The sequence below is a fragment of the uncultured Psychroserpens sp. genome, from assembly GCF_947492715.1.
Classification (GTDB): domain Bacteria; phylum Bacteroidota; class Bacteroidia; order Flavobacteriales; family Flavobacteriaceae; genus Psychroserpens.
Genome location: NZ_CANLNS010000029.1, coordinates 1 through 272, shown reverse-complemented (window position 1 = coordinate 272; position 272 = coordinate 1). Strand labels below are relative to the sequence as shown.

General features: G+C 43.4%; 1 protein-coding gene. It reads left to right on the top strand.

Annotated elements, in window-relative coordinates; translation table 11 throughout:
• The coding region (locus tag Q0787_RS19280) for a hypothetical protein (protein ID WP_298905092.1) at positions 1 to 272 on the top strand (272 nt) is incomplete at both ends.

Below are 272 nucleotides of genomic sequence, written 5' to 3'. Positions count from 1 at the left end.
ACTGACGACTGTGGTAATGCTGTGTCTGATACTCAAACTATTTCGGTAATAGATACTACTGCGCCAACATTAACATTACCTGCCGACGCTACAGTGGAATGTACTGAAAGTACTGATCCTGCTGCTACTGGTAATGCTACAGCTACAGACTCTTGTGGAAATGTAACAGTGACTTTTGCTGATACTGCTGTTGATGCTTGTGGAAACACGCAAACAATTACGAGAACTTGGACAGCTACTGACGACTGTGGTAATGCTGTGTCTGATACTCA